The 20,603-nt window shown below is 47.3% G+C and carries 17 protein-coding genes; 13 read left to right on the top strand and 4 right to left on the bottom strand.

The features are described from left to right. Nucleotides 1–429: 429 nt before the first annotated feature. Nucleotides 430–3,447 carry a ribonuclease E gene (gene rne, locus K6Q96_RS06260; RefSeq protein ID WP_251879603.1) on the top strand — a complete coding sequence of 1,006 codons (3,018 nt, stop codon included), beginning with the start codon at nucleotides 430–432 and terminating at the stop codon, nucleotides 3,445–3,447. 304 nt (nucleotides 3,448–3,751) lie between these two features. Then, nucleotides 3,752–5,308, top strand: a complete 1,557-nt coding sequence (locus tag K6Q96_RS06255) for a SulP family inorganic anion transporter (protein WP_251878717.1) — start codon at nucleotides 3,752–3,754, stop codon at nucleotides 5,306–5,308. A gap of 64 nt (nucleotides 5,309–5,372) precedes the next feature. On the opposite strand, the gene K6Q96_RS06250 is transcribed toward K6Q96_RS06255, so the two are convergent. The 4 genes from K6Q96_RS06250 to K6Q96_RS06235 form a co-directional block, all read right to left on the bottom strand. After that, on the bottom strand, nucleotides 5,373–5,885 hold the full coding sequence (locus K6Q96_RS06250) for a fasciclin domain-containing protein (protein ID WP_251878715.1): 513 nt from the start codon (nucleotides 5,883–5,885) through the stop codon (nucleotides 5,373–5,375). A 125-nt stretch (nucleotides 5,886–6,010) separates the two neighbouring features. Further along, on the bottom strand, nucleotides 6,011–6,694 hold the full coding sequence (locus K6Q96_RS06245) for a helix-turn-helix transcriptional regulator (RefSeq protein WP_251878713.1): 684 nt from the start codon (nucleotides 6,692–6,694) through the stop codon (nucleotides 6,011–6,013). 12 nt (nucleotides 6,695–6,706) lie between these two features. Continuing rightward, a complete protein-coding gene (locus K6Q96_RS06240) occupies nucleotides 6,707–7,033 on the bottom strand; it encodes a hypothetical protein (protein WP_251878711.1) in 327 nt (108 codons plus the stop codon). A 143-nt stretch (nucleotides 7,034–7,176) separates the two neighbouring features. Then, a complete protein-coding gene (locus K6Q96_RS06235) occupies nucleotides 7,177–7,872 on the bottom strand; it encodes a pirin family protein (RefSeq protein WP_251878709.1) in 696 nt (231 codons plus the stop codon). Nucleotides 7,873–8,075: 203 nt separating this feature from the next. Between K6Q96_RS06235 and miaE the strand changes: the two genes are divergently transcribed. From miaE to K6Q96_RS06180, 11 genes are all read left to right on the top strand, one after another. Further along, nucleotides 8,076–8,855: a tRNA isopentenyl-2-thiomethyl-A-37 hydroxylase MiaE gene (miaE, locus tag K6Q96_RS06230; RefSeq protein ID WP_251878707.1), complete on the top strand. Its 780-nt coding sequence runs from the start codon at nucleotides 8,076–8,078 to the stop codon at nucleotides 8,853–8,855. 112 nt (nucleotides 8,856–8,967) lie between these two features. Then, entirely contained in the window at nucleotides 8,968–9,708 is a 741-nt protein-coding gene (locus tag K6Q96_RS06225; RefSeq protein WP_251878705.1) for a sporulation protein, read from the top strand. A gap of 381 nt (nucleotides 9,709–10,089) precedes the next feature. Continuing rightward, nucleotides 10,090–11,817 carry a hypothetical protein gene (locus K6Q96_RS06220; RefSeq protein ID WP_251878704.1) on the top strand — a complete coding sequence of 576 codons (1,728 nt, stop codon included), beginning with the start codon at nucleotides 10,090–10,092 and terminating at the stop codon, nucleotides 11,815–11,817. Between the two features lie 363 nt (nucleotides 11,818–12,180). Next, a complete protein-coding gene (locus K6Q96_RS06215; protein WP_251878702.1) occupies nucleotides 12,181–13,263 on the top strand; it encodes a TRAP transporter substrate-binding protein in 1,083 nt (360 codons plus the stop codon). Nucleotides 13,264–13,326: 63 nt separating this feature from the next. Next, the gene (locus K6Q96_RS06210; RefSeq protein WP_251878700.1) at nucleotides 13,327–13,848 is read left to right on the top strand and encodes a TRAP transporter small permease subunit; all 522 of its coding nucleotides are present in this window, start codon (nucleotides 13,327–13,329) and stop codon (nucleotides 13,846–13,848) included. Between the two features lie 4 nt (nucleotides 13,849–13,852). After that, nucleotides 13,853–15,145 carry a TRAP transporter large permease gene (locus K6Q96_RS06205; protein WP_251878698.1) on the top strand — a complete coding sequence of 431 codons (1,293 nt, stop codon included), beginning with the start codon at nucleotides 13,853–13,855 and terminating at the stop codon, nucleotides 15,143–15,145. Between the two features lie 77 nt (nucleotides 15,146–15,222). Further along, nucleotides 15,223–16,599, top strand: a complete 1,377-nt coding sequence (locus tag K6Q96_RS06200; protein WP_251878696.1) for a cache domain-containing protein — start codon at nucleotides 15,223–15,225, stop codon at nucleotides 16,597–16,599. Beyond that, nucleotides 16,592–17,230, top strand: a complete 639-nt coding sequence (locus tag K6Q96_RS06195) for a response regulator transcription factor (protein ID WP_251878694.1) — start codon at nucleotides 16,592–16,594, stop codon at nucleotides 17,228–17,230. Before K6Q96_RS06200 ends, K6Q96_RS06195 begins: the two co-directional genes overlap by 8 nt. A gap of 148 nt (nucleotides 17,231–17,378) precedes the next feature. Continuing rightward, entirely contained in the window at nucleotides 17,379–18,173 is a 795-nt protein-coding gene (locus K6Q96_RS06190) for an enoyl-CoA hydratase (RefSeq protein ID WP_251878692.1), read from the top strand. Between the two features lie 9 nt (nucleotides 18,174–18,182). Then, on the top strand, nucleotides 18,183–19,823 hold the full coding sequence (locus tag K6Q96_RS06185; protein ID WP_251878690.1) for an acyl-CoA synthetase: 1,641 nt from the start codon (nucleotides 18,183–18,185) through the stop codon (nucleotides 19,821–19,823). 160 nt (nucleotides 19,824–19,983) lie between these two features. Beyond that, nucleotides 19,984–20,577, top strand: a complete 594-nt coding sequence (locus K6Q96_RS06180) for an outer membrane beta-barrel protein (protein WP_251878688.1) — start codon at nucleotides 19,984–19,986, stop codon at nucleotides 20,575–20,577. Nucleotides 20,578–20,603 lie beyond the last annotated feature (26 nt).

Here is a 20,603-nt window from a genome sequence, read left to right as displayed (position 1 = left end):
TTTGCTCACCACGACTAAAAAGTCGACAAATAGAGTAAATCTTTACCGCTTTATCTCAGACCCCTAACCGCCACTAGCACTATTTCTGAGTAGTATCTGTTCCGCTGGTAGTTAGAGGTGTCTTAATCATGCAGCACTCGGCGTAAGACATGAGGAATAAAGCACCCGTTAGTTTGTTGGCACGACGGGAAAAATAACCAGTGTCAAAGAGACTGTCGCCATTTGTGGCGAATAGCCGACTGAATAAACCGGATTGAATATCTTATTTCCGTATCAGTGGGTGGATAAGTAGTGCCCTGGAGCGTCCCTGATTTCCCAGCCGTGAGGTTGCATTAACGTCAGACTTGGGACCTGGCAGCATTGCGTTCTTTCTCTCGTTTCCGACAACTAATAACAACAAATAATCGAGAACAATTTGATATGAAAAGAATGTTGATTAACGCAACTCAAAAGGAAGAGTTGCGCGTCGCATTGGTTGACGGTCAGCGCTTATACGATCTGGATATCGAAAGCCCTGGCCATGAATCGAAGAAAGCAAACATCTATAAAGGCCGTATTACACGTATTGAGCCAAGTCTTGAAGCAGCATTCGTAGACTACGGTTCTGAACGCCACGGATTCCTTCCTCTTAAAGAAATTGCCCGCGAATACTTCCCAGACAATTATAGCTACCAAGGCCGTCCAAACATCAAAGAGGTGTTGAAAGAAGGCCAGGAAGTCATTGTTCAGGTTGATAAAGAAGAACGTGGTAACAAAGGCGCAGCCCTGACCACTTTCATTTCTCTTGCGGGTAGCTACCTGGTTCTGATGCCAAACAACCCTCGTGCTGGCGGTATTTCCCGTCGTATCGAAGGTGAAGAGCGTAGCCAGCTGAAAGAAGCGATGTCTGGTCTGAAACTGCCTCAAGGCATGGGTCTGATCGTCCGTACCGCTGGTGTTGGCAAATCTGCTGAAGAGCTAGAGTGGGACTTAAACTACCTGCTCAACAACTGGGAACGCATCCAGGGCGCTGCCGAATCTAAAGCGGCTCCATTCCTGATTTATCAGGAAAGCGATGTTATCGCACGTGCATTCCGTGATTACCTACGCCGTGACATCGGTGAAGTACTGATCGACAGTGAGAAAGTTTACAATCAGGCTCGTGAGCGTATCCAGGCGACCCGTCCTGACTTCCTGAATCGCGTTAAGCGCTATGAAGGAGAAGTACCACTTTTCAGCCACTACCAAATCGAAAGCCAGATTGAATCTGCATTCCAACGTGAAGTGCGTTTGCCTTCCGGTGGTTCGATTGTTATCGACCCAACTGAAGCACTGACTTCTATCGACATCAACTCCGCTCGCGCGACCAAGGGTTCTGATATCGAAGAAACGGCGCTGCAGACAAACCTCGAAGCGGCAGACGAAATTGCACGTCAATTGCGCCTGCGTGACCTTGGTGGTCTGGTTGTTATCGACTTCATCGATATGACCCCTGTTCGCCACCAGCGTGAAGTAGAAAACCGCCTACGTGAAGCTGTCCGCATGGACCGTGCACGTGTTCAAATCGGCCGTATTTCCCGCTTTGGGCTGCTTGAAATGTCCCGCCAGCGTCTGAGCCCTTCTCTGGCAGAAGCAAGCCACCACATCTGTCCTCGTTGTACAGGTACCGGTGTGATTCGTGATAACGAATCCTTGTCTCTGTCTATCTTGCGTCTGATCGAAGAAGAAGCGCTGAAGGAAAACACCGCTCAGGTAATGGCAGTAGTGCCTGTCCCTGTTGCTTCTTATCTACTGAATGAAAAGCGTCGTTCAGTCCAGCACGTTGAGAAGTACCATAACGTTCGCGTCATCGTTGTACCAAATGCAAACATGGAAACGCCGCACTTTGAAGTGGTTCGTATCCGTGGTGGCGATGAAGTGACTTCTCTGTCTTACCATTTGCCTGAGCAATTGGAAGCAATGCGTGAAAACGATAGCAAGGACGAAGCGCCTGCTGAGCGCGTTGTGAAAAAACGCGAAGAGCCTGCGCTGCAAGGTTTTGCTGCTCCAGCGTCTCCGGCGCCAGCGGCTAAACCAGCACCTAAAGCTGCTGAAGCGAAGCCTGGTTTGTTCTCGCGTCTGGTTTCTTTCATCTCTGGTCTGTTTGCTAGCGCTCCGGTGGAAGAAGAGAAGAAAGAAGAGCCAAAACGCGAGTCTCGTAACCGTCGTGACCACAAGCGTTCTCAAGACCGCACTCGTCGCGGTTCTCGCAACAATCAACGCGATGAAAACGGCAAGAACACCGAACAACGTGGTGAGAAGAAGCAACAACGCCGTAAAGAGCGCCCAGAGAACGGCGAACGTTCAAACGAGCGCCAGGAAAAACAAGCGAAGAAGCAAAACCGTAAGCAAGTTGATAAGGCTGAAAAAGCAGACCAACGTCAACAGCAAGCGAAAGCGGCTAAGCCAGTAAAAGAAGATTCTCAGGCTGAGAAGCAAGAGAAAGCGGAAAAGACGGAGAAAGTGAAACAACGCCGTCAACGCCGCAAGCTGAACAAGAAAGTCCGTGTCGCTGATAACGCAGAAGAAGTAGAAGTTGCAGCGGTGAACCCACTTCACGAAATGGGTAAAGCCGTAGCAGAAGAAGCGAAAGCTGAAGCAAGCACCGATGCACCAGAAGCTGTTGAAGCTAATGAAAATGGTGAACAACGTGAAGAGAAGCGTCGTAACCGCCGTTCACCTCGTCACCTGCGCGCAAGTGGTCAACGTCGTCGTCGCAGCAATCGCGAAGATGAATCTGCAACCACAGAGCAAGGTCTTGAGCAGCTGGATATGATGGAAACTGCCGTTTCTATCGTTGAAAAGCGCAACAAAGTTGTTCTGAAGTCTGGTGTTGCTTCTCCAGAAATGGCAATGGGTAAAGTATGGCCTTCGAAAGCTGCTCAGAAAGCACCTATTGTGGCAGAAGCCGTTACAGAAACCCCCGCTGCAGAGGAAGCACCAGTACCGAAGGCAGTTGCCGTTGGTGGTGTAGCCTTCCCTGAAATGGCAATGGGTAAAGTAATTGTGCGTCGTTCAGTGCCAACGGTGTTGGAAGAGAAAGCCAAGTATGAAGGTGCTGACGCCCTGAACGAAGAGCTACCTGTTGCGGTTAATGCACCTGAAGAAGAAGCACCTACCGCTGAACCAGTTGTCGAAGCCGTTGCTGCACAGGTAGAAGCACCAAAAGCTGAAGAGGCGAATGTGAAGAGTGTAATGGAAGCGAGCGAAATCCCTGCTGTAGAGGCAGAGAAGCCCGCTAAGCCTGCTATTCGCATCGGTCGTGCTACGTCTCCAATGACAAAAGCGCCAGCACCGGAAAGCGCTGGATCAGCGATTGAAGTAGCCATTGCTGAATTCCGAAGCGAACGAGCTGAAACGCGCCAAGCAGGTAGCCAAACGGCAACCAACAGCGCTGCAGCCCCAGCGACAAAGCCTAACTTCCAATAAGAAGTCCGGTACAGAAAGAGCCATGCTTAGCATGGCTCTTTTTTTATGTGCAGTTGCCCAAACAAAAGGCTGCTTTTTGAGCATCTAGGTTTTTATTCATCAAACTGCCATCGCTTTGACGTCTAATCAGTTTGGGTAATTGAAGCACATCAATGTTGTTATAAGACACTGTTCTATCTAGAGCGAATGTGCTTGCAAGTTTCACAAATACGTTACCAAGATTGAACAAAATCACACTTTTAGGTAGTATCGCCGTCTTTGTCGAATTGCCAACAACCCACTTTTAGAGAAGTAACCGAACAAGATGTTTGAATTCCCCAAGTTTCCTAAACACTCGGCCAAGAACGACATTCTGTCAGGTCTGACTGTTGCACTCGCTCTGGTACCAGAAGCCGTTGCGTTTGCTTTCGTTGCAGGCGTTGACCCAATGGTTGGCCTGTATGCTGCGTTCATCATGGGTCTGCTGACTTCTATCCTTGGCGGTCGCCCAGGTATGATTTCTGGCGCAACAGGTGCCATGGCAGTTGTCATGGTCAGTCTGGTTGCAGAACACGGTATTCAATATCTTTTTGCAGCAATCATGCTAGCGGGTGCGCTTCAAATTCTGGCGGGTGTGTTTAAGCTCGGTAAGTTTATCCGCATGGTGCCACACCCAGTCATGATTGGTTTTGTTAACGGTCTGGCCATCGTCATCTTCCTTGCACAGCTTGGTCAATTCCAAGTTCCTGGTCTTAATGGTGAAATGGAATGGCTGCAAGGTGAGCAACTCTATCTGATGCTTGGCTTGGTGGCGATTACCATGGCTATCATCCACTTCCTACCAAAAATCACCACCGCAGTACCGTCGTCGTTGGTTGCGATTGTGTCTGTGACGGCAGCGGTAGTCCTGCTGGATCTCGATACCCGTACCGTTGTCGACTTCTTGCGCTCCATGAGTGGTGATGAGAACGCGACGCTGGCTGGCTCACTGCCTACTTTCGCGTTCCCAACTGTTCCACTCAATCTGGAAACTCTCTACATCATCTTGCCATATGCGCTGATTCTGGCGGCTGTTGGTCTGATTGAATCCCTGCTGACTCTGACCGTTGTTGACGAAATGACGGGCACCCGTGGCCGCGGTAACCGCGAATGTGTCGGTCAAGGCGTAGCTAACGTGACTTGTTCTGTCTTCGGCGCTATGGGTGGCTGTGCAATGATTGGCCAATCAATGATCAACGTAAATTCAGGTGGTCGTGGTCGTCTGTCAGGTATTGTTGCTGCGCTTGCCCTGCTTTGCTTCATCCTGTTCACCTCTTCGCTGATTGAAATGATCCCGCTGGCTGCGCTGGTTGGTGTCATGTTTATGGTGGTTATCGGTACGTTTGAATGGGCAACGTTCAAGCTGGCTAGCCGTGTACCAAAACGCGACTTCTTCGTTATCGTGCTGGTGACCGTTGTTACCGTTCTTACTGACCTGGCGATTGCGGTTATCGTGGGTGTGATTGTCTCTGCACTGATGTTTGCGTGGGAACATGCAAAGCACATCTATGCTTCAAGCCACATCAATGAGGAAGGTTCGAAAGTCTACGAAGTGAACGGTCCATTGTTCTTTGGTTCAGTAGCCAACTTCCTTGAGCTGTTTGATGCTCAGAACGACCCACAAGACGTGATTGTCGATTTCGGCAAATCCCGAGTGGCAGACCACTCTGCGATTGAAGCGATTGAGACATTGGCAGAGCGCTACAACAAAGCAGGTAAGACGCTTCACCTCCGCCACCTGTCACAAGACTGTTTGGCACTGCTGACTAAAGCGGGCAGCCTGGTTGAGATCAACCACATTGAAGATCCAAGCTACAAAGTCGCTACCGACGTTCTAGCTTAATCAGTTTCCAAAATAAAAGAAGCGGGCTAATCAGCCCGCTTCTTTTGCATTCTAATTTCGGTGTTTACTGAGGAATAATAACGCTGTCGATAACATGAATAACGCCATTTGATGCCTCTATATCGGTCGCTACGACATTGGCATTATCTACTTTCACGCCATTCGACGAATCAATTTTGACTTTGCTTCCCTGAACGGTTTTCGCTTCTGAAAGACCTACAACATCGCTTGCCATCACTTTTCCTGGCACCACATGATAGGTGAGAATCGCGACGAGTTGGTTTTTGTTTTCTGGTTTTAGGAGGCTTTCAACTGTTCCCGCAGGCAACTTGGCAAACGCTTCATTGGTTGGCGCAAACACAGTAAAAGGACCGGGCCCTTGCAGTGTTTCTACCAAACCTGCTGCTTTCACCGCTGCCACCAAGGTGCTGAAATCGGGGTTACCGGCAGCGATTTCAACGATGTTTTGTTTCCCGCCATGATTGTGAGCCTGGGCTCCGCAAGCAGCAAGAAATAGTACCAGTACAGAAGTTACCAGCATTGATTTTAAAGACGACAAAACCTTAAAAGAAATCATATGATCTCTCCTTATTTTTATTTAAATGTAAGGGTACAACCCGAGGTTTTGCTGATCAGCGGAGAATATTTACGGGAGCATTTTCAGAAAGGTTTAATTTTTTTGTATTTAAGCTTTCACTCAATTCAGCTTTCTTCACAAAACGACAGATAGTGCTGGAAAGATTTCACCTCGCTGGCTTCGAAATGTTCTCCCAACACTTCGATGGACTGAATACGGTCTATGCGGAAGCTCCGATAATCATCCCGAAGCTCACACCAAGCCACCAGCGTCCAGACTTTTCCCCAGTAAACCTGACCTAGAGGGTGAATAACGCGCTCTGAGTACTTCCCTTCTCCTGTTTGGTATTTGATTTTTGTTTTGTGTTTCTCAGAGGTAGCTTCACGAAGCAATTCGCCATAAACAGCGCACTCAGTTTCTACATGAAACGCTGGCACGGCCAGAGGAAGTGCATCTATCTGTGCTTTGAGGTGTTCCGGTAAGACAGAGCGAATTTTTCGAGATGCGCTATCGGTAGCAGAAGCCAAACTCCTATCTGACCACGCACGAACCATTCGCATACCCAGCTCCAGCGCCATGATTTCTTCTTCCGTAAACATAAGAGGCGGAAGGTGTGATCCTTTGCCTAACAGGTAACCAATCCCCGCTTCGCCCTCAATGGGAACGCCGGACAATTGCAGGGATTGGATATCACGGTAAATCGTGCGCTCACTGACATTCAACTCTTCTGCCAATGCCTTCGCTGTGACCGCGTAACGTTTACTACGCAGTAAAGTGAGAAGCTCAAACAAGCGCTCCGATTTACTCATTGATAATTCCTGTTACGCAGACTCGATACATTCACCCATTGCACTCATTCTGACGCCTTGATGCGCCATAACAAGTGTAGCGCTATCAATATGCGACACCATCTTCTGCGCACCTTCGTCGTTCATGAAGTTTTTAGAGGCAGCTTGTGCGTTAGCAAGATTGGTCCAGTAAACAATGTCTGTCCATTCCTGCGATTGCTCATCAAAACTCAACGAGCGGTAGACGAACCCTTCACAACCGCTGATGTAAGGCAAAGTACCTTCTGCAGCTGCCAGAAAAGCGTTTACGTCAGTGCCTTCTTTCAATTTGAATCTTACAGTTTCTACAACGTTATCCATGGTGTTTTCTCCTTTCGTATGGGTTGAAAAGAGATTACTGACACCTACTGACAGATCGTGTCAGGAGTATTTCCTGCGATGTTTTCCCAAAACCCAAAAAGGCCAGCTTTTGGCCGACCTTCTATTTCACGAGCCCACACACGTTAAGGTAAATCGAATATCAGAGCCGTTACGTTTTCTGCGCCGTTATTTTTCAGACAGACTTGGTAGAGCCCGCTGACTTTGGCACCGTCTCCACCTGAGAGAACAACATCATTCACTGACAGCTCTCCCGCTACGACATGCACATACACATTACTGCCCATTTCCGGGTTGAAGGTTTCCGAACTATCGTTTTCCAAAATTAACTGTAATAACCGGGCATTTTGCTTAATGTTCAATGTGCCGTCACGGCCGTCAGGCGTTGCAATCACAGTGAAGCCTGGTGCTTTGCCAAAGTCCTTCTGCTGATAACTTGGTGTGCCACCTCTCTTGTTAGGCTGAATCCAAATTTGTAAGAAGCGGAGGTCACTGTCGGTCGAGCCATTGTATTCGCTGTGGTAAATCCCCTTTCCGGCAGACATCAATTGAAATTCGCCTGCTGGAAGAGACTGAATATTACCTTCACTGTCCTTGTGCTCAATCACACCGTCGAGAACATAACTAATGATCTCCATATCACGGTGGCCATGAGTATCAAATCCTGCTGACGGTTTCACCACATCATCGTTAATGACACGAAGCGCTGAGAAACCCATTTGGTCAGGATCGTGATAATGACCAAAAGAGAAAGTATGGCGACTATCCAACCAACCAAAGCTTGCGCGGCCACGCTGTTCAGATTTACGGATATCAATCATTTGAATCTCCTTTGTCACGTCACTGATTGCTCTAGAAATAAAGATTAGGGAAACCCAATCCTGAATAAAACCAGAGAGATTTGAGTTTGATGTTCAACTTTTTCGAACATCAAAGTGCCAGCGGCTTAGAGCGTGTTTGGTATCACTAGGGCTGAGCTGTATAATTGCCGCCTTCAAAGCACTAAAAAGACCAAAGAAAATCGATGTCGCTAAGCCCTGAATTAGAAAGCCTGCTCGAGCCAGTGCGCGGATTCCTGCACTGTGAAACTCCACAAGCCTGGATTGATGAAGCCATAAAACCGGAAAACGAAACTATTCTTCTACGTGATCATGCAAATTGTGAATTGAAAGCAAGCCAAACCGCCCTCTGGCTTATTCGCAAATATGCCATTGATACTTCGAGTGGCGAGCTACTTTTGGAGTGGGCAAAGCCCTATGAAGATTTCGTTTACCGCGGTATGCGGGAAGGTATATTCCATGCCAAAAAGAATGGGTTGAGTGCTCCGCTTAAACCAAAGGCTGGTTTCGAACACGGCCCAGATTTAATCGACAAAATGGTTCGCCTCATCAAAGAAGAATTCCATCATTTTGAACAGGTTATCGAGATCATGGAAAAGCGCGACATGCCTTATAGCCCGCTCAATGCTGGTCGTTATGCTCGCGGTCTCATGTCGATTGTCCGTACCCATGAGCCTGCAACATTGGTCGATAAGTTGATTATTGGTGCTTACATTGAAGCGCGCTCATGTGAACGTTTTGCCAAAGTTGCGCCGTATCTGGATGAAGAACTGCGTAAGTTTTATATCTCTCTACTTCGCTCTGAAGCACGCCACTATCAGGATTATCTAAAGCTGGCGGCAGCCATTGCCGGCGGAGATATCTCCGACCGTGTAAAAGCCATTGGTGAGAAAGAAGCCGAACTTATCCAAACACCAGATGATATGTTCCGCTTCCACAGTGGCGTGCCGTCACTCGCAGCATAACTCGACAAAGTCAGGGCCTTCTCCCCTGACTTTTTCTTTATTATGTCTGTGACTTGCACCGACAGCCAATCTTCGGTAAACAGAGAATGACACTGAACAATCAAGGATCACTATGTTCAAGAAACTCAAAGCTTCTTTAGGTATTGGCGCAACAAAAGTCGACACCATTCTCCACAATGAATCTGTCTACCAAGGCGAAACCCTGCGTGGTACCGTTCATATAAAGGGCGGTGATGTAGAACAGGAAATTGACTCCATCACAGTTAAGCTCTGCACTGAAGTCAAAGTTGAGTCTGACTCTGGAGTGGGTTATCAGGTCTTTGTCCTTGGTCACATTCAGGCAAATGACCCTTTCACTATTCAACCTGGTGAAGAAAAAGAAGTCCCGTTCGAACTAAAACTGCATGACGAGACGCCAATTACGGCGGTTAGCGCAAAACTCAACCAGAGCCACGTCTGGGTAGAGACTGTTCTGGATATTGATTTCGCCATTGACCCAACTGACCGTGATTATCTGGAAGTTCGCCCGCTGCCCGCGGTACAACGTGTGCTTGCCGCCATTGAGCGTGAAGGCTTTAACTTGGTGAAAGCGGATGTAGAAAAAGGACATTTGCGTGGGAACGGTTTTGCCTCTGTTTCTGGCTGTTACCAAGAGCTTGAATTTAAAAACAGCGGCATGTTCAACAAGAAGGAAATCGAGCTTTCTTTCATATTGGATGGTGCGGTTATCCGCTGCCTTGCCGAGATTGACCGTTCATTCGGCCGTGGCGATACCTACCGCTCATTCACCATTTCCCGTGACGCATCTGAAGGCGAAGTCTCACAAGCGCTGGCACCGATTTTGAGCGTCTAATTTAGTACTGCTGCAACAATTGATAGGGCCTCAAGGCCCTTTTTTCTGACCTTTCGCCAAGTCTTCCAGAACCTCTCTATTTCAATAGCTCAATCAGGCTTACCCGCTTTTTGATAGTTAATACAGATCTTGTTTTATTAAGCGTAAATCAACAAGAACTGTAAACATTATTAACACTTCAAACATTCATTATCCGCACATTTAGCACTAACTAATTAATTTTATTAATCAATCACTAGTGCGCTCAATTAGAAAACACTGAAGCTTAAAAAACCATAATGTCTCACCTATGAGTCAATCAATATAAAACCACATTAGTAGTATCGAGATGCAATTGAAATATTTCCTTAACCCAAATGTAACAATTCAAAGAGGAAGCTCATGAAGAAGCGATTAATTGCAGGTTTTATCCTTGCGAGTGTTATATCTATCGGCGCTAAAGCCGAATGTTATGGAAACGTCTATGCCATGAATGCAGGGCGCGGACATGTTGGATTTATGATTGATTTACAGGAGACAAAAAAACTGTCAGGCACCTACAACGGTGACCGGGCAATTAAAAAGTCGCGCGCTGAGTTCAGCACCTCAGCCATGGCTTACGACAAAAACACCAACCGTATATATTATGTGAGTGCGCCGAGACCCGAAGCCTATTATGTTGAGGAACTAGGGCAAGATACGTCGGTAGATGAATTTGCAAGCCTTGATTTCCATGCGTCCAAGCTAAAGCCTAACCAGCTCGCCTATTTCGATTCTCAGACCAATACGCATACTATCGTCGGCAACATTCCCAGCGTTTTTCGCATGGCTTTTGAGCCCGCCACCGGGACTTTGTATGCGTCTGACAACCGAAAACTCTTTACTATTGACCCTTCAACAGCCAGTACCACTGACATCGCAGAGTTTGACAAGCCAACACTCGGTTACTCTGGTTTTTCAAGCTGGGGGGACTTTGTGTTTTATAAAGGCGATTTGCTATTTATTACTAACGGCAGAACCTTCAGCATCAACACCAGTAATGCTGTTGCCAAATTGGAATCTTTCCACTTTGTTGACTTCATCACTGCAGCCACCCTTGATCAGAACGGACAGGTATTAATTGCAGCAAAAAACCAAAACGTAACGGGTAATATCAATAGCACCAAACTGGTTCGGCTGAACCCGGAGACAGGTGAAAAAGTCGTTGTTGGTTTATTCCCAAACCGCATTAGTGCTATGGCAACTAACACTCAGGAAAGTCACGAGTGCTATGACGCGACTATATTTCCAAGTGAGCGCAACATTGAAGTCTCTGATGTGTCAGATGACACCGTTACTGAAGGACAAAATGCAACCTTTTATGTATCTCTCAACCAAAAGCTGAAAGCAGACAAGGACGTTGTTTTAGCCATAAAAGATAATACGGCCAAAGTGAATGTGGATTATAGCGCTGATGTAACGATTGGTTATAACGGTACAACCGAAGATGTCACACTCAATAGTGAGGGCGTGAGCGTCAATTTTGAACCGGGGGACAATATATTCAGCGTTGTTGTCCCCACTGTCAATGATGACAACGATGAGCCTGCGAAAACCTTTACTCTTGATGCTTGGATAAAAGAGGATGAATCAGACCTCAAATCAGGCACTGGGACCATCAATGATAATGACGAGCCATCGTTTAACTGTAACAACAGCGATAAACTTTATTCTTACATCCGAGGATCTGACATTGATGCGCCATTTAGCGGCGGTATCGTCATGGACTGTGAAAAATCAACAGTTCAGAAGTACTACATGACATCGAGAACCAAAGGAAGCATATCCTGGAAGACTGAGTTGGGTGGTTCACAATCGGTCGACGCGATGAGTATAGGCTATATCGGACAATCGGAGATCAAAACACTCACCAATGTAAATGCCTATATGACTGAGTTCTATAAAAATTACTGCCAACATGGTGATACTCTTGGAACAAGATTGTCTAACACTATCTATGTCACTATCACAGCAGACGAAAATGGTTTGCCTTCCTGTACCACAAGGTTAATTGGTACCTACTGTTTGGGTGAAGGCACTAAGTCAAAGACTGTTGATATTACCCGAAAAGGCTGCAAAACCTCGCCATAATCATGGCTAAACAATTGATTGAGAGGCCTACCGTGTAGGCCTTTCTCTTTTCTTCCCAGACGGATTATTCAGGAGAGGTGTTGGCCAAAAGCCACCGCGATCACAAATAAGCAACAAACCTACAAATGAAATCCATCACAAGAAATACGTAGCATTTGCTTACTTTCCTGAAGCCACAACTAGCCTTATTCCACCATAAAATTCAGAGCCTTAAATAGATAAGATCCGAAAAAATACGTAGGAAACATCTAAGTAGTGATGATGTTGCCTCATACGAGTACTTGCGCGGTATTACGAATTCATTGTTATCAAATTGTTATTCATCGTGTCGTTGGAATTTCTATAGCAATAAGGAAATGCGACATGAAACCTCTACATTCCAAAACTGAAAAAGCACTGGCGGCATTTGCATGTATTTGCCTCTCTGCCGTCCTCAGTTTTTCTGCCTTTGCCGCGGAGAAAACCTACCGACTGACATTAGCCGAAACCTGGGGGCCTAACTTCCCCATTTTCGGTGATGCCACCAAGAATATGGCCGCCATGGCGGAGAGAATGTCCAATGGACGTCTAAAGATCCGCATCGACTCATCTAATAAGCACAAATCTCCTTTCGGTGTCTTCGACATGGTGAAGTCAGGCCAATATGACATGGGACACTCAGCCTCGTATTACTGGAAAGGCAAAGTGCCAAACACGCTGTTCTTCACCACCATGCCATTCGGTATGGTCGCTTCCGAACAGTATGGTTGGTTCTATCATGGAGACGGCATGGCACTGATGGAAGAAGTCTATGCCCCACACAATCTTCTTTCCTTCCCCGGCGGTAATACCGGCGTTCAAATGGGTGGCTGGTTCCAAAAGGAAATCAACTCAGTGGATGACCTGGAAGGACTAAAGATGCGTATTCCCGGCTTTGCTGGTGAAGTATTGGCTGAGCTAGGTGCGAGCCCGACAAACATCGCCCCCGGTGAGCTTTATACCGCTCTGGAAAGACGCACTATTGATGCGTTGGAATGGGTAGGCCCAGGGCTGGATTTACGTATGGGCTTTCACAAAATTGCTCCTTACTACTACACAGGCTGGCATGAGCCCGCGACTGAACTGCAATTTCTCGTCAACAAGCGAACCTGGGAACGCCTGCCTGAAGATCTGCAGGAAATCCTTCGGGTAGCCATGCGTACTGCGGCTTACGACATGTATATCCAAAACGCACATGCCAGCGCAGAAGCGTGGGAAGAAATGACCACCGAATATCCCGACATTCAGGTTAAACAGTTCCCTGAGGATGTGATTAATGCCTTGCGCTCTGCCAACACCAAATTACTGGCGAACTATGCCGACAAAGATGCGCAAGCGAAAAAGATCCTCGACTCCCAACAGGCCTACCTGGACAAAATACGCCGTTGGACCTCCATTTCTGAGGAAGCTTATCTTCAAGGCCAATAGAAGGCATGAAGTTGTTTTTCGCCGGGATATCCCACCCGGCGCTTTTTTGTTCATGGAGTGAGCATGCATACGCTGTTATTACTTGAGCGATCCATTAATAGAATCGCTGATGTGCTGGGCTGGATAGCCAGTACCCTTTTCCTGCTGCTCGTTATCAACGTGTTTTACAACGTGGTGATGAGGTACGTCTTCAATCAAGTATCGATTGGTTCCCAAGAGCTTGAATGGCATCTGTTTTCCGCTGTGTTTTTACTGGGTATCCCCTATGCGCTGAAAACGGGAGGACATGTCCGTATTGATGTATTTTACGAGCGCTGGCCACAGAAAATTCAGGCGGTCATCAACTTGCTTGGTTGCCTTATCTTGCTGTTACCGTTCAGCTTTCTGATTTTTTATTTCGGTCTCGACTTTACCCGAGAGGCCTACCAATTAGGTGAAGGCAGTGGCGACCCCGGTGGCTTACCGCATCGGTGGGTCATCAAAGGGATGATCCCTGTCTCTTTCCTTTTTCTGTTTTTGATTGGCATATCGAAGTCTTTGAATGCCATTCAACGCTTGATGTCCAACGACCAAATAAAGGAGTAACACCATGATTGGTATTGTAATGTTCGTGGTTGCTCTCTTTGCACTGCTACTTGGCTTTCCTGTCGCCTTCACGTTTGGTGGTATCGCGCTGATATTCGGTATTTGGGCAGAAGGCGTCGAGATGTTTGCCTTCATGCCATTTCGCATTATGAGTGTGATGGAAAACACGGTGTTGATGGCCGTGCCCTTATTTGTATTCATGGGGCTGGTGTTGCAAAAAACCCGATTGGCAGAGCAGTTGTTAGAAGCGATGGCTCGCCTGTTTGGCGGCGTTAGAGGCGGATTGGCCATTTCAACCGTATTGGTTGGCTGTCTGCTGGCGGCCTCCACTGGTGTTGTGGGCGCCTCTGTCGTGGCAATGGGGCTGATTTCCCTGCCAGTGATGCTGAAGTATCAATATTCAAAGTCACTGGCCTGCGGCACCATTTGCGCGTCAGGTACGCTGGGACAAATCATTCCTCCTTCCATCATCCTGATTTTACTCGGTGATGTGCTCGGCATTCCCGTAGGCGATCTGTTTCAAGCTGCTGTTTTACCGGGACTGATATTGGTTGGTGCCTATATCGCTTACATCCTGATTTATGCCTTTCTTAATCCACAAGCCGCCAGAGCCATGACACGCCTGCCCGATCAGGACAGAACCGCAGAAATCATCGATGCACTGAAAGCCGTTATCCCACCCCTCGCGCTCATCATTGTGGTGTTGGGTTCCATTTTCGCGGGTATTGCAACCCCTACAGAATCTGCCGTTTTAGGTGGTGTTGGCGCTATCGTATTGGCATTAGTTTACCGACAGTTTTCAGTCCGTCTGATGTTTGAAAGTGCTGTAGAAACCGTCAAAGTTACCGCGATGGTGTTTGGTATTTTGATTGGCGCAACCGCCTTCTCAATGGCATTTACCTATACAGGTGGCGATTATCTGGTTGAAGAGTGGCTGACAGCATTGCCGGGCGATAAATGGGGCTTTCTGATCCTGACCATGCTCGTCGTATTGCTGCTGGGCTTTTTCATCGACTTTGTGGAGATCTGCTTCATCATCGTGCCGATATTAGCGCCAGTCGCTCAACTGATTGGTATTGATATGGTTTGGTTCGCCATCCTGATTGCGATGAATTTGCAGTCATCTTTCTTAACGCCGCCGTTTGGTTTCAGTCTCTTTTACCTCAAAGGCGTCACCCCACCCTCTATTACCACAGGAGATATTTACCGGGGTGTTTTGCCATTTATCGCCATTCAGGTTGCAGTGCTGCTCAGTATTCTGATCTTCCCGGCTTTCTATGGCCTTAGCGGAAACTAACCTAAGACCATTTTCGGCAAAAACGCGTTAAGCGATTAATATTACAAAGACCTTTGCATTTTAAAGGAGAGAGGGACATGTCACTTAAATTGAAGATCATTTTGATGACAGTGATCCCTCTCGTGGTTATCAGCTACGTCATCGGCTGGATAACCATTAACCAGTCCCAATCCCTCGGCGTAAAGGAAATCTCCACCTTCCGCGAGAGTATGCTCACGACCAAAGAGCAAGCACTGGAAGACTACGTTCACCTTGCTATCCAGAGCATCGATTATCTGTACGATGACACGTCAAGAAACGAGTCCGAGCTTAAACACCAGGCCTTGGAAGTACTCCGTCAGCTTCGCTACGGCAACGATGGCTATTTCTTTGTTTATGACGAAGCGGGCTTTAACCTCGCTCACCCCATCATGCCAGAGTTGGAAGGCCAGAATCTTATCAATCTAAAAGATTCTAATGGCAATTTCCTGATCCAGAATCTGCTTGCTTCAGCCAAGGCGGGCGGCGGCTTCCATCAATATTTATGGCATAAACCCTCTACCAATGAAGTCGTCCCAAAGCTGAGCTATGCCATATGGCTACCCAAGTGGAAATGGATGGTAGGTACTGGGCTTTACATTGAAGATATTGGCGAGCAGATCGAAGGGGTCAAACAGGATGTTCAAACCAGCATTAATCATACCTACATCGCCATATTGGTTATTCTGGTTTCCAGTGTGCTCATCATGGTGGTGATTGCGCTGGCAGTGAATTTACACGAGCACCGAATCGCTGATGAAAGGCTACGTGAGTTGGCGTTTCGCAACGTGATGCTGCAAGAAGATGAGAAAAAGTACATTTCCCGTGAACTACATGACTGCGTTAACCAGTTACTGGTCTCGGCAAAATGCCATATTGAGTTGCTGTCAAAAGAGCTACGCCAGAACGGAAGTGCCGCTGCCGGAGAACACCTTCAGAAAGGCGAAACCTCTCTGGTAAAAGCGATTAAAGAAGTACGTAACATTTCGCGTAACCTTCGTCCTTCCGCTTTAGACGATATTGGCCTTAATGCTGCGCTTGAATTACTAGCATCAGACTTTGCTACTTCACAGAACATTCAAATCGACACCCATTTGGATGATTTTGATGACAAACTGCTTCCGGAAGTCACCACCACCTTGTACCGGGTGGTGCAGGAGTCCTTGGTGAATATTGAAAAACACAGCCAATGCAGAAACGTCGACATAATCTTGTCAAAGTTAGGGGAAAGATTGCAGTTAATCATTCGCGATGATGGCAAAGGCTTTAACGTTTCCGAAGCGCTCAAAGGTCGGGGGATCGGGCTAAGAAATATGCGAGAGCGCATCGAATTTATCGGTGGTGACTTTGAAATCAGTGCAGAAAAAGAGCGGGGAACGGAAGTGAGTATTCTGTTAGAACTCAGCACCATAATCATGGAGAGAAATCATGGATGAGATTCGTGTATTGCTGGTCGATGATCACCGTGCCGTTCTGGAAGGGTTTGTTGCCCGCATCGAAAATGAACCTGGCGTTGCTGTCGCAGGTACAGCGGTAAACGGTGTAGAGGCGCTTGAGAAAGCCAAAGTTTTGAAACCTGACGTGGTATTGATGGACATCAGTATGCCAGTGCTCAACGGTATCGAAACCACCAAACTGTTCAGTCAAAACCACCCCAAGACCAAAATACTCATTTTGACCATGCATGATAACCGTGAGTACATTCAGAAAGTGATGGAATCCGGCGCTTCTGGCTACATCCTCAAAGATGTCTCGCTGGAAGAAATGATCAATGCGATTAAAACCGTTAATGACGGCGCCAGTTACTTTTGCCAAAGCTCTAGTAAGGCGCTTTTTGATATGGTCAAAGAGTCCCGAAAGTCCGAGAACAAAAAGAACATACTCAGCCAACGCGAAACCACCGTGCTTGCTCTTGTTGCAAAGGGCTTGAGCAGCAAGAAAATCGCACAGCAATTGGATATCAGTGTGCGCACCGTGGAAACCCATCGCCAGAACATCAAGCATAAGCTGAACGTCTCCTCTACCGCTGAAATGGTCGACTATGCACTAAGGAACAATCTTACTTAGTCACCCAACTTTCACTGTTGTTGGTACTTTTCAACGTTATGCGTCTTTCAATATTGAGTTTCCGACAAGTCTTACTTCTAACCTTTCATCGCCTGGCGTTGTGTTCTGTACTCACCTTCTAGTTATTAGCCAAGGATAGGAACCATCAATGACAGCGCAGATAGAACACGACCTCAGCAGCAATGGCGTATTACGATTAACTTTAAATAACTCCCAGCGGCGCAACGCACTCTCACAGGCTATGATTGGAGAGCTTCACCAAGCCATCACTGACGCTTCTATTTCTTCCGATGTAAAAGTCATTGTCCTTTCCGGAAACGGCCCTGCGTTCAGTGCAGGGCATGATCTCAAAGAGATCACTGCTGCCAGAAGTAATGGCGATAAAGGGCGTGCCTTTTTCATCTCTCTCATGAGCCAATGTGCCGCGATGATGACTGCCATTGTGAACTGCCCTAAACCTGTGATCGCAGAAATCGATGGCATTGCCACCGCAGCGGGCTGTCAGTTGGTGGCCAGTTGTGACCTCGCCTATGCCTCTGACACGTCTCGTTTTGCCACACCGGGCGTGAATATTGGTCTTTTCTGCTCTACCCCGATGGTTGCTCTTTCCAGAAACGTGTCGAGCAAACATGCCATGGAAATGCTGCTCACTGGGGACATGCTTTCTGCCGCTGATGCAGAGCGAATGGGGCTGATTAATCGCGTCACTGAAAGCACATCCTTAAAGGCACTGACACAAGAAGTGGCAGATAAAATCGCAGCAAAATCCTCTCTGACACTGGCTATCGGAAAAGAAGCGTTTTACCGCCAGCAGGAAATGAATCTAAAAGAAGCTTATGCCTACGCCAGCGAAGTGATGGTAAACAATATGCTGACGGAAGACGGCGAAGAAGGGATCAGCGCCTTCGTTGAAAAACGCCCTCCTGTCTGGCGAAATCAGTGAGGTTTAGTGATGTCGAACCTTTATAACATTGGACTGAACCGCAATCCTGCAAACTACCAACCACTGACGCCCCTTGGCTTTCTCGAGCGTACAGCATCAAACTACCCAGACTCGGTTGCCATTGTTCATGGTGACATGAAAATCACTTATCAAACTTTCTATGATCGAAGCCGTCAGTTGGCGTCGCAACTGGCCAATCTCGGCCTTGGTCGGGGTGACACGGTTTCTGCTATGTTAGCCAACACGCCCGCCATGCTGGAATGCCATTATGGCGTGCCTATGGCAGGCTCAGTGTTACATTCCATCAATACCCGCTTAGAAGCTGCCACCATCGCCTATCAACTTGATCATGCAGAAGCCAAAGTGCTGATCATTGATCAGGAGTTTTTACCGATGGCAGAGGGTGCGCTCGAACTGGCAGAGCGTTCGCCAATCGTCATTGTTTACGGTGACCCTGTGTGGGCTGAAGAGACTAAACAACCGCCCAACACAACCTATCAAGACTACGAAGCCTTTCTCAGTCAGGGCGACAAATCCTTTCGCTGGTTGATGCCAGAAGATGAATGGGATGCCATATCTATCAATTACACGTCCGGCACAACGGGTAACCCGAAGGGTGTGGTGTGTCATCACCGCGGCGCTTATCTTCTGGCTCTAGGAAATGTGTTCACTGCGGATATGCCCAAGCATTCGACGTATCTCTGGACACTTCCTATGTTTCACTGCAATGGCTGGTGCTTCCCATGGACGATGTCAGCTATCTGCGGCATACACGTTTGTCTTAGACAGGTTCGCGCAGAGCCAATCTGGCATGCATTAACTGAGCACAAGGTTACTCATCTTTGTGGCGCGCCCATCGTCATGGACATTCTTTTGTCTGAACAAACCCAGCGACTCGCTCATGAAGTGGCGTTTTTCACCGCTGCCGCGCCTCCACCGGAGAGCACACTCGCGAAGATGCAACAGGCAGGTTTTGAAGTCACCCACCTTTACGGCTTGGCAGAAGTGTATGGCCCTGCTGTCGTGAATGAATGGCATGATGAGTGGGATGACCTGCCGATTCAGGAGCAAGCCAAACTTAAAGCACGGCAAGGCGTCAGATACTTGCCTCTTGAAGCCTTGGATGTAATGAACCCAGAGACCATGGAGCCCGTCCCTGCAGACGGAAAGACCATTGGTGAAGTCATGTTCCGCGGGAATGTGGTGATGAAGGGATACTTCAAAAACCTGACCGCCACTGAATCTGCATTTGCGGGGGGCTGGTTCCACTCCGGTGATTTAGCAGTGAAATACCCCGATGGATACATTCAGCTTAAAGACCGATCCAAAGACATCATTATCTCGGGCGGAGAAAACATCTCATCCATTGAGATTGAAGATGTTCTCTACAAACATCCTGCCATTGCCGTAGCTGCGGTCGTTGCCTGCCCGCATGAAAAATGGGGCGAAGTACCTTTTGCATTCGTAGAGTGCTGTGAAAGTCAAACCGTTTCCGAACGAGAGTTAAAAGCCTGGTGCAGAGACCACTTGGCTAGCTTCAAAGTCCCAAAGCATTTTGCCTTTACTACCATTCCCAGAACGCCCACGGGGAAAATCCAGAAGTACCAGTTGAGAGAGCAAGTGAAGTTAGAAAATGCTCAGACAGATTGAGAGCAAATTTACACAAGTCCATTATTCAAGCAATAAAAAGAAAGCGCTTTCAATTTCTCATTTGCGAGTCAGATTATGATAAGGGCTGCTGGTATTGTTAATAAAATGTAGCCAGAAGGCTTTGTGATATTTGGATCAATTGGCAGGCAAAGGAATGACGATGAAACTTCTTAACACTTCTCTCTTATTACTGGCAGTGGCGTCTACATCAGCGTTAGCAAACGATAACAATCTCTACATTGGTGTTAACTATCTATCTTCAGATTATGAACTTGATTTAGGATTGACAGGCACCTCTCCACAATCTAGCGACACAGCAAAAGGCTTCAATATAAACTTGGGCTATCTTTATGCTTTAAATGATAAATTTGACCTAGCTTTTGAAGCATCCATAAATGACTACGGCTCAGCAGACATCAATAATATTGGCGGAACCAAAGCCGATACTGATGTTTCCTCCGTAGTGGTTAGTGTGAAGCCAACATACTATTTTGGTGACAGTGGTTTCTCTCTAACTGGCGTGCTGGGCTTCGGCTCTTACACAACTGATATTACGTTTAGTAGTGAATCGTCCTCGTTGACAGCCGTTGGCACTGAGAGCGAATTTGGCATTTCTTACGGCATCGAGGCTGCATACCAGTTTACGGATACTTTTGGCGTTGTGGCTGGATATCAGGCTGCCAAAATAGACTACCAAGACAATGTGAGCTTGGATTTAAACACTGTCAGCCTTGGCGCTCGTTTCCGTTTTTAGTAAGTATATAAATTTAGGAAAAGCCG

The sequence above is a fragment of the Grimontia kaedaensis genome (genome assembly GCF_023746615.1).
In the GTDB taxonomy this organism is placed as follows: domain Bacteria; phylum Pseudomonadota; class Gammaproteobacteria; order Enterobacterales; family Vibrionaceae; genus Enterovibrio; species Enterovibrio kaedaensis.
This window is presented reverse-complemented; position numbering and strand designations above follow the sequence as displayed.

What these genes read in the sequence shown, in the direction of transcription:
- K6Q96_RS06210 (WP_251878700.1), top strand. Translation starts at nt 13,327, where the DNA reads ATGCATACGCTGTTATTACTTGAGCGATCCATTAATAGAATCGCTGAT.
- K6Q96_RS06180 (WP_251878688.1), top strand. Translation starts at nt 19,984, where the DNA reads ATGAAACTTCTTAACACTTCTCTCTTATTACTGGCAGTGGCGTCTACA.
- K6Q96_RS06190 (WP_251878692.1), top strand. Translation starts at nt 17,379, where the DNA reads ATGACAGCGCAGATAGAACACGACCTCAGCAGCAATGGCGTATTACGA.
- rne (WP_251879603.1), top strand. Translation starts at nt 430, where the DNA reads ATGTTGATTAACGCAACTCAAAAGGAAGAGTTGCGCGTCGCATTGGTT.
- miaE (WP_251878707.1), top strand. Translation starts at nt 8,076, where the DNA reads ATGTCGCTAAGCCCTGAATTAGAAAGCCTGCTCGAGCCAGTGCGCGGA.
- K6Q96_RS06245 (WP_251878713.1), bottom strand. Translation starts at nt 6,694, where the DNA reads ATGAGTAAATCGGAGCGCTTGTTTGAGCTTCTCACTTTACTGCGTAGT.
- K6Q96_RS06225 (WP_251878705.1), top strand. Translation starts at nt 8,968, where the DNA reads ATGTTCAAGAAACTCAAAGCTTCTTTAGGTATTGGCGCAACAAAAGTC.
- K6Q96_RS06235 (WP_251878709.1), bottom strand. Translation starts at nt 7,872, where the DNA reads ATGATTGATATCCGTAAATCTGAACAGCGTGGCCGCGCAAGCTTTGGT.
- K6Q96_RS06195 (WP_251878694.1), top strand. Translation starts at nt 16,592, where the DNA reads ATGGATGAGATTCGTGTATTGCTGGTCGATGATCACCGTGCCGTTCTG.
- K6Q96_RS06185 (WP_251878690.1), top strand. Translation starts at nt 18,183, where the DNA reads ATGTCGAACCTTTATAACATTGGACTGAACCGCAATCCTGCAAACTAC.
- K6Q96_RS06250 (WP_251878715.1), bottom strand. Translation starts at nt 5,885, where the DNA reads ATGATTTCTTTTAAGGTTTTGTCGTCTTTAAAATCAATGCTGGTAACT.
- K6Q96_RS06205 (WP_251878698.1), top strand. Translation starts at nt 13,853, where the DNA reads ATGATTGGTATTGTAATGTTCGTGGTTGCTCTCTTTGCACTGCTACTT.
- K6Q96_RS06215 (WP_251878702.1), top strand. Translation starts at nt 12,181, where the DNA reads ATGAAACCTCTACATTCCAAAACTGAAAAAGCACTGGCGGCATTTGCA.
- K6Q96_RS06220 (WP_251878704.1), top strand. Translation starts at nt 10,090, where the DNA reads ATGAAGAAGCGATTAATTGCAGGTTTTATCCTTGCGAGTGTTATATCT.
- K6Q96_RS06240 (WP_251878711.1), bottom strand. Translation starts at nt 7,033, where the DNA reads ATGGATAACGTTGTAGAAACTGTAAGATTCAAATTGAAAGAAGGCACT.
- K6Q96_RS06200 (WP_251878696.1), top strand. Translation starts at nt 15,223, where the DNA reads ATGTCACTTAAATTGAAGATCATTTTGATGACAGTGATCCCTCTCGTG.
- K6Q96_RS06255 (WP_251878717.1), top strand. Translation starts at nt 3,752, where the DNA reads ATGTTTGAATTCCCCAAGTTTCCTAAACACTCGGCCAAGAACGACATT.